At 66.7% G+C, this 7775-nt stretch carries 11 protein-coding genes and 1 tRNA gene; 8 read left to right on the top strand and 4 right to left on the bottom strand.

Features of this window, described 5'->3' with window-relative positions; all coding sequences use genetic code 11:
* Nucleotides 1–119 precede the first annotated feature (119 nt).
* The gene (gene glp / locus ACFPU0_RS24475; RefSeq protein ID WP_377695878.1) at nt 120–1325 is read right to left on the bottom strand and encodes a gephyrin-like molybdotransferase Glp; all 1206 of its coding nucleotides are present in this window, start codon (nt 1323–1325) and stop codon (nt 120–122) included.
* Nucleotides 1322–1861, bottom strand: a complete 540-nt coding sequence (moaB, locus tag ACFPU0_RS24470) for a molybdenum cofactor biosynthesis protein B (protein ID WP_377695877.1) — start codon at nt 1859–1861, stop codon at nt 1322–1324. The genes glp and moaB overlap by 4 nt, the downstream gene beginning before the upstream one ends.
* A gap of 68 nt (nt 1862–1929) precedes the next feature.
* Between moaB and mobA the strand changes: the two genes are divergently transcribed.
* The 4 genes from mobA (at nt 1930) to ACFPU0_RS24450 (ending at nt 3702) form a co-directional block, all read left to right on the top strand.
* Nucleotides 1930–2517: a molybdenum cofactor guanylyltransferase MobA gene (gene mobA / locus ACFPU0_RS24465; protein ID WP_377695876.1), complete on the top strand. Its 588-nt coding sequence runs from the start codon at nt 1930–1932 to the stop codon at nt 2515–2517.
* An 80-nt stretch (nt 2518–2597) separates the two neighbouring features.
* Nucleotides 2598–2819 (top strand): YgdI/YgdR family lipoprotein, encoded by a 222-nt coding sequence (locus ACFPU0_RS24460; RefSeq protein ID WP_377695875.1) that lies wholly within the window; start codon nt 2598–2600, stop codon nt 2817–2819.
* A 171-nt stretch (nt 2820–2990) separates the two neighbouring features.
* A tRNA-Pro gene (locus ACFPU0_RS24455) sits at nt 2991–3067 on the top strand.
* Between the two features lie 362 nt (nt 3068–3429).
* On the top strand, nt 3430–3702 hold the full coding sequence (locus ACFPU0_RS24450) for a hypothetical protein (protein WP_377695874.1): 273 nt from the start codon (nt 3430–3432) through the stop codon (nt 3700–3702).
* 68 nt (nt 3703–3770) lie between these two features.
* Here ACFPU0_RS24450 and ACFPU0_RS24445 read toward each other — a convergent pair whose 3' ends face one another.
* Together ACFPU0_RS24445 and ACFPU0_RS24440 are read right to left on the bottom strand one after the other, a co-directional pair.
* Nucleotides 3771–4010: a glutaredoxin family protein gene (locus tag ACFPU0_RS24445; protein ID WP_377695873.1), complete on the bottom strand. Its 240-nt coding sequence runs from the start codon at nt 4008–4010 to the stop codon at nt 3771–3773.
* Between the two features lie 113 nt (nt 4011–4123).
* A complete protein-coding gene (locus ACFPU0_RS24440; protein WP_377695872.1) occupies nt 4124–4681 on the bottom strand; it encodes a TetR/AcrR family transcriptional regulator in 558 nt (185 codons plus the stop codon).
* A 153-nt stretch (nt 4682–4834) separates the two neighbouring features.
* Between ACFPU0_RS24440 and ACFPU0_RS24435 the strand changes: the two genes are divergently transcribed.
* From ACFPU0_RS24435 to ACFPU0_RS24420, 4 genes are all read left to right on the top strand, one after another.
* Nucleotides 4835–5428: a glutathione S-transferase family protein gene (locus tag ACFPU0_RS24435; RefSeq protein ID WP_377695871.1), complete on the top strand. Its 594-nt coding sequence runs from the start codon at nt 4835–4837 to the stop codon at nt 5426–5428.
* 17 nt (nt 5429–5445) lie between these two features.
* Nucleotides 5446–6372 (top strand): pyridoxamine 5'-phosphate oxidase family protein, encoded by a 927-nt coding sequence (locus ACFPU0_RS24430; protein WP_377695870.1) that lies wholly within the window; start codon nt 5446–5448, stop codon nt 6370–6372.
* A gap of 4 nt (nt 6373–6376) precedes the next feature.
* Nucleotides 6377–7243, top strand: a complete 867-nt coding sequence (locus tag ACFPU0_RS24425; RefSeq protein ID WP_377695869.1) for an MBL fold metallo-hydrolase — start codon at nt 6377–6379, stop codon at nt 7241–7243.
* A 106-nt stretch (nt 7244–7349) separates the two neighbouring features.
* The coding region (locus tag ACFPU0_RS24420; RefSeq protein WP_377695868.1) for an OprD family outer membrane porin at nt 7350–7775 on the top strand (426 nt) is incomplete at its 3' end.

Here is a 7775-nt window from a genome sequence, read left to right as displayed (position 1 = left end):
GTAGGGGCGAATTCATTCGCCAAGGGACGCGAAGCGGCCCCCGGCAAGGCCAGGGGCAGACCTTCGGCCTGCTTGGCGAATGAATTCGCCCCTACAGGTGATTTGCCCAGGGAAAGTCCCTAAGCCTGCAACTCACTCAACGGAATGAAGCGCACGGAGTCACCCTCGGCCGGGGTAGTGCCTTCCAGCACCTCCACCAGCCCCTCGGCCCAGGCCGCGCTGCGCAGCACGCCGGAGCTCTGGTTCGGATAGATCACCGCACGACCGTTCTCCAGGCGCGCGCGCAGGTATTCGCGGCGATTGCCCGGCTTCTTCCAGGTGAAACCAGCCGGCACCACGAAGCCCAGGGGCTCCACCTCCGCCACGCCGAGGCGGCGCAACAGGTAGGGCCGCGCCAGCAGGCCGAAGGTGACCAGTGTGGAGGCCGGGTTGCCCGGCAGGCCGATCACCGGCACCCCACGGAAATGCCCGAAGGTCAGCGGCTTGCCGGGCTTGATCGCCAGCTTCCACAGCGCCAGCTCGCCCTCTTCCCGCAGCGCCGCGCCGAGGAAGTCCGCCTCGCCCACGGAGACTCCGCCGGTGGAGAGGATCAGGTCCACCTGGTCGAGGTCCGCCAGGGCCTTGCGGGTCAGTTCCAGGTCGTCGGCGAGGATGCCGGCATCCACCACGGCGCAGCCCAGGCGCTTGAGCCAGGCGATCAGCAGGCTGCGATTGCTGTTGTAGATCTGCCCAGGCCCCAGGGGCTGGCCGGGCGGCACCAGTTCGTCGCCCGTGGAGATCACCGCCACTACCGGCCGACGGCGCACCACCAGCTCGGCCGCACCAAGGGATGCGCACAGGCCCATCTCGATGGGCCCCAGGCGGGTGCCGACCGGCAGCACGGTTTCGCCGCTGCGGGTTTCCTGGCCACGGGCGCGGACGTTCTGCCCGGTCCTCAGCGGTTCGAGGAAGCGCACCCGGCCATCGGCCAGGACCTCGACGTTCTCCTGCATCTCCACCAGGTCGGCGCCCTCGGGCAGCGGCGCACCGGTAAAGATGCGCGCGCAGGTCCCCGCCTGCAGCGGCTGCGGAGCGCTGCCGGCGAGGATGCGCTGGCTCACTGCCAGCGGTTCGCCCTGCCAGTCGGCCAGGCGCAAGGCGTAACCATCCATGGCGCTGTTGTCCCAGGGCGGCAGGTCGAGGCCGGCCACCAGCGGCTCGGCCAGCACGCGGCCATCGGCATCGGCCAGGGCCACGCGCTCATGGGCGTCGATGGAAGCCTCCTCGGCCAGCGCCAGCAGGCGCGCCAGGGCGTCCTCCACCGGCATCAGGCCGGGGCCGCTCATCCGCGTCCCTCGCAGGCGTTGGCCTGGGTCAGGTGCGGCACGAAGTTGCAGGGGCGGTGACGGTTGTCCAGCTGCTCGGCGAGGATGCCGTCCCAGGCGGTGCGGCAGGCATTGGTGGAGCCCGGCAGGCAGCACACCAGGGTGCCGTTGGCGAGGCCGGCCAGGGCACGGGACTGCATGGTGGAAGTGCCAATATCGCCCACGGAAATCTGCCGGAAGTATTCGCCGAAACCGTCCACCTGCTTGTCCAGCAGGCAAGCCACCGCCTCGGGGGTGCTGTCGCGGCCGGTGAAGCCGGTGCCACCGGTGATCAGCACCACCTGCACACTGTCGTCGGCGATCCAGGTGGCGACCTGGGCGCGGATCTTGTACAGGTCGTCCTTGAGCAGCACCCGCGCGGCCAGGTTGTGGCCGGCAGCGGCCAGGCGATCGACGAAGAGCTGGCCGGAGGTGTCGGTCTCCAGGCTGCGGGTATCACTGACGGTAAGAACGGCGATATTGAGCGGCACGAACACCGCCTCGGCCTTGTGACTCATGGCAGGCTTCCAGTTGTAGGAGTGAATGCCCGGTGTTATATCACAGCGCCGCCCCCGGAGACCCGTCCATGTCCGACAAGCCCTTGCCACCCTGCTCCGTCCTGCTGCTGTCCGGCGGCCGCGGCCAACGGCTGGGCGGCCGCGACAAAGGCCTGGAACAGTGGCGGGGCCGCCCGCTGATCGCCTGGCTTCACGACAGGGTCCGGCCGATCACCGACGACCTGATCATCTCCTGCAACCGTAATGAAGAACGCTACGCCGCCTGGGCGGACCAGCTGGTGCAGGACGACAGCCCGGATTTCCCCGGCCCGCTGGCGGGTATTCGGGCCGGCCTGGCCGTGGCCCGTCACGAGCAGGTGCTGGTATTGCCCTGCGATGCCCCACAGGTGGACGACACCTTGATCAGCGCTTTGCTAAATGCATCCGGCGACCGCCCCGTGATGGTCCGCCAGGGCAAATTCTGGGAACCGCTGTTCTGCGTCCTGCCGCGCGCCCTGCTGCCTGTACTGGAAGCCGGCTGGCAAGCCGGGGAACGCAGCCCGCAACGCATCCTGCGCCAGCTCGACCTGCTGGCCGTGGACTGCCCCGAAGGCGATCCGCGCCTGGCCAACCTCAATACGCCGGAGCTGCTGGGCGATAACCCGGTGAAGGATTGAGCCGATTCGCTGGAACTTTGGACGGGAGTCTTTCGTCTGAAAGGTCGTACAACCAGCGTAATCATCTAAGGAGATGACGAATGAACCAGCGGATAGTCCCCGCCTTCCTGCTCGCCATGGGCCTCTTCACTCTTGCCGGTTGCTCCGCGCCGAGCGTGATCACCCTCAATGACGGACGCGAGCTCCAGGTCGTGGACACCCCCGAGTACGACGAAGACACCGGCTTCTACGAATTCGAACAACTCGATGGCAAGCACGCAAAGGTGAACAAGGACCAGGTTCGCACCATCAAGGAACTCTGATCCGCTCGGCCCGCTCCCGCCCCTCCGCCGGAGCGGGCTCCTCCCCCCAACCGACTCCACGCCATTCGCAGCCTCCCGCGTCCACCTTCTGGCCCTGCGAAAAAAATTCAAAAATTTTTTCGCTAACCCCTTGTAGACCAAAAGTTTTTCTGTAGAATGCGCGCCACACAACGGAGCGTAGCGCAGCTTGGTAGCGCGTCTCGTTCGGGACGAGAAGGTCGCTGGTTCGAATCCAGTCGCTCCGACCAAATCCCGAAAAACCCGCCTGATAAGGCGGGTTTTTTATTGCCCGGGATTTTTGCCCGCCCTTCTCTCCTGCTCCCTCGAAAGCCTTGCTTGCCAGCAGCGTGCCCGCCTATAGTCCGCGCGCCACGGTCAATCCCGTGGCCGACCTTGGCCGGTCGAACAACTCTAGGCGCACAGGCGCCCCTATGACCGTTGCAGGCGTTCCTTTACGCCCGCAATGGCGCGTCATGGCAACTGTGCGCGGGACACCTTCGGGTGTGCCGGGTGCCTAGAGTCCCGGTCGGCCAACCCGCGTACAGTTGTCACCCTTATTCGCTTGGCCGCGAATCGTGGCAGCTCCCCCCTAACTCTAGGAGCTTCACTCATGGACGATTCCCGCTTCATTCCCCTTTCCGAAAATGCGATCCAGGCGCCAGTGCTGCTGCTCGATACCGGCGCTTCCTACGCTGACTTGCAGGATTGCGCCGAACAGCGCCTGCACGCGGCCAAGGGCCTGCTGCTCAGTGTCACCCGCATGCAGATCGAGATTGCGGAAAGCCGAGACCTGGTGTGCCTGGCCAACGCGGCCCACCTGTTGCTGTCAGATGCCAGCGACCTGTTCGCGGCCGCGCGAAAAGCGGCGCTCAGGAAACCGTAGGTTGGTGCGGGCCGGCGAAGCCCAACGAGCGATGTTGGGCTCCGTTCGGCCCCCACATGCGAGGCAAGTCAGCTGGAAAGAAACGCCGCCACCGCCGCCGCATCGAAGGGCCAGCCCAGTTCGTGGCCAGTATCGCAACGACGCAGGACCGGGATGCGCAGGCCGTAGGCCTGAACCCACTCTTCCCGATCGGCGATGTCCACCAGCTCCACCATCAGGCCGCGCTCGACGAAGGGCATGAGCACGCCTTCCGCCACCTCGCAAAGGTGGCAGCCGACAGTGCCGAAGAGTTGGCATTCAGGAAGCATCGGGACGCGCCTCGAAGATCGACGAGGCGCGAATTCTAGCATGGGGCCGAGCCGTCGTGACCCGGCCATCCGCGCCGCCTGGCAAGGGCGTCAGCCCTCCACCGGCCAGCGCATCAGACGCCGGCGGCACGCAGCAACTGCAGGGCGGCCTCCCTGGCTTCCGGCGCCTGGTCACCCGGCCCCTGGATATGGGCCATGCTGATCGCCCCCTCCATCAGGTACTGCAGCTGGCGCGCCAGGCGCTCGGGCTGCGGCGCCCCCAGGCGCTCCAGGGCGTCACGGAAGTAGTTCTGGGTGGCGATCTTGTAGGACGCCGCCAGGCGATGCACCGGATGTTCACGGTCGTGGAACTCGGCCGCGGCATTGATGAAGGCACAGCCGCAGAACTCGTCCTGCCTGAGCCATTCATCCAGACCGTCGAACACCCGCAGGATGGCCTCGCGCGGCGGCAGGTGCGCGAAGGCCCGGGCCATCCTCTCGGCAGCCGGCGCGAAACGCGCCTCCAAGGCCGCGATGATCAGCTCGTCCTTGGACTTGAAATGCTTGTAGAGGGTCATCTTGGCCACGCCGGACTCCGCCAGGATGCGGTCGATGCCGGTAGCGTGGAACCCCTCGCGATAGAAGAGCGCGAGAGCGGTGTTGACCAGTTGATCGCGTTTACTCGATGCCATTGCAGCCTCCTCGACCGCGCATTATGCGCATCCGTCCAAGCCCGCTCAAACCGCGCCGGGCACGGACTCCAGGGACGAGGCAAAATTCGCTCTTGAAATATACAGACAGGTCTGTCTACTATCCAGCCCACATTCCACCGCGAGGGACTCGCCATGCAACTCCATGACTTCTACCTGTCCGGCAACTGCTACAAGGTCCGCCTGTTTCTCGGCCTGATCGGCCAGAGCGCCGAGCTGCTGACCGTGGACCTGCCCCGGGGCGCACAGAAGCGTCCCGAGTTCCTCGCGCTCAACCCCCGGGGCCAGGTCCCGGTGCTGGTGGACGATGGCCAGCCGCTGGTCGACTCCCAGGCCATCCTGGTCTACCTGGCGCGACGCTACGCAGAGGAACACTGGTATCCGCAGGAGGCCCTGGCCCAGGGGCAGATCGCCGGATGGTTGAGCCTCACCGCCAACGAGATCCACAACGGTGCGGCTCGCGCCCGGGTCGGACTGAAATTCGGCCGCCCGGTGGACCTGGACGACGCCCAGGCCCGTGGCCGCCAGGTGCTGGAACTGGTGGATGCGCACCTGGCCGGTCGCAACTGGCTGGTGGACGAGCGACCCAGCATCGCCGATGTGGCGGTCTACCCCTACCTGGCGCTGGCCGAGGAAGGGGGCCTGGACCTGGCGCCCTACCAGAACCTGGATGCCTGGTTCGCGCGCATCCGCGCCCTGCCCGGCTACGTCGACCTGCCCCGCCTTTGACCGCTCCGGAGGCCATGATGAGCAGCCCATTCCATCCCGGCGAACAAGCGATCCAGGCCCGCCTCGGCGTCCGCGAGCAGGTGGAGGCGATGGGCAGCCGCATGATCCGCAACCAGATGCCAGAGCAGCATCGCCAGTTCTTCAGCCAACTGCCCTGGCTGCTCGTGGGCAGCCTGGACAGCGACGGCCAGCCGGTGGCTTCGGTGCTCTGGGGCAAGCCGGGATTCGTCCATTCGCCGGAGCCCAGCCTGCTGCGCATCAACGCCAGGCCCGAGCCGGACGACCCGCTGGGCGCCAACCTGCACGACGCAGCGCGTCTCGGCCTGCTCGGCCTGGAACTGCCGACCCGGCGACGCAACCGCATGAACGGGCCACTGGTGGACAGCGATGGGGAAGGATTCACCCTGGCCGTCCAGCAATCCTTCGGCAACTGCCCGAAGTACATCCAGTCCCGCGACTGGCACTGGGAGGAGCGCTCCCCAGGGCCACTGGAACAGGGAACCGGCCCCGACACCCGCTGGCTGGAACTGGTACGCCGCAGCGACACCCTGTTCATCGCCAGCCAGCACCTGGACCCGCAGACCGGCGGCGTCGACATTTCCCACCGCGGCGGCGCGCCCGGCTTCGTGGTGGTGGGCGACGACGATCGCCTCTGGCTGCCGGACTACAGCGGCAACCTGATGTTCAACACCCTCGGCAACCTTCTGCTGGAACCCCGCTGCGGCCTGCTCTGGGTGGACTTCAGCAGTGGCGACCTGCTGCAGCTGGAAGCCCGTGCGGAGATCCTCTGGCCGGACGGGGCCAGGTCAGGCGCCCTCCCCGCCTTGCCCGGTGCCGAACGCCTGGTGGCCCTCACCCCCGGCCGCTGGTGCCTGCGCCGCAGCCGCTTGCCCCTCGGTTTCGGTGCCGCACAACCCTCCCCCTTTCTGCCCCAAGGACACTGAGCCCATGCGCCCGCATTCCTATCTCCTCTTGCTCCTGCTCGGCACCTTCAGCTTCGCCGCCCAGGCCGAGGGGCTGCGTTTCGCCCTGGTGAAGACCTCCCAGACAGAAACCCTGGATGCCTTCACCGTCGCCGACGGCCAATGGACCGAGAAGGTGACGGTCAACCATACGGCGGTGCTGATCCAGCACCATGCCGCCACCCTGCTCTTCGATACCGGGCTCGGCCGCCAGGTGGACAGCCAGTTCAACGGCGAGATGCCCTGGCTGGACAAGCCGCTGATGCAGTACGAAAGCGTCACCCCCGCCCGCGACCAGTTGGACCGCGATGGCATCCAGGTGGATCGCATCATCCTCAGCCATGCCCACTGGGATCACGCCTCGGCCCTGGCGGACTTCTCCGAAGTGCCGATCTGGGCGCCGTACGAGGAGATCGAGTTCAGCGAAATCGCGACGCCGCCCGCGGTACTGCCCAGCCAGTTCGCCCATGGTGTGAAATGGCATCCCTTCACCTTCCTGCCGGTGCCCTTCCTGGGCTTCGAGGAAAGCCTCGACCTGTTCGGCGACCGCAGCCTGGTGCTGGTGCCGCTGCACGGCCATACCCCGGGCTCGGTGGGCCTGTTCCTGACCCTGGACGACGGCCGGCGCTTCTTCTTCACCGGCGATGCCAGCTGGCGCCTGGAAGGCTTCACCGGGCCGAAGGAAAAGTTCTGGGTCAGCCGCCGGATGGTCGACAACGACCGCGAAGCCACGCGCGACCAGTTGCAGAAGGTCCACGAACTGCTCCAGCGCGAACCCGGGCTCACCGTGGTTCCGGCCCATGACGCACGGGTTCAGGACCAGCTCGGCTATTACCCGCAGTGGGTGGAGTGAGCCGCCGACCATCGTCTAAGGGAAAAATCTGTAACGAAATGCTTTAGTCACCTTGTTGTAACAGGACGACCCGACCGACCTGCAACCCAACGAGGAGACAATAACAATGAGCAAGACCTCGCTCGCGCAAGCCGTGGCCCTCGCCACGGTTGGCGCCAGTGTCACCCTGCCGGGCATCGCCCAGGCTGAGTTCATCAAGGACAGCAAGGCCAGCCTGGAACTGCGCAACTTCTACTTCAATCGCGACTTCCGCCAGGACAACGCGCCCCAGGCCAAGGCCGAGGAGTGGGCCCAGGGCTTCCTCCTGCGCTACGAATCCGGCTTCACCGAAGGCTCCGTCGGCGTCGGCGTCGATGCCCTCGGCCTGCTCGGCGTCAAGCTCGACTCCAGCCCCGACCGCAGCGGCACCGGCCTGCTCAAGCGCGACCGCGAAACCGGCCGCGCCCAGGACGAATACGGCGAACTCGGCCTCACCGCCAAGCTGCGCGCCTCGAAAAGCGTGCTCAAGGTCGGCACCCTGCTGCCCAAGCTC

Source organism: Pseudomonas sp. GCM10022186 (assembly GCF_042656385.1).
Lineage (GTDB): Bacteria > Pseudomonadota > Gammaproteobacteria > Pseudomonadales > Pseudomonadaceae > Metapseudomonas.
The sequence above is the reverse complement of the archived record's forward strand: the minus strand, read 5'-3'. Positions and strand labels throughout refer to the sequence as shown.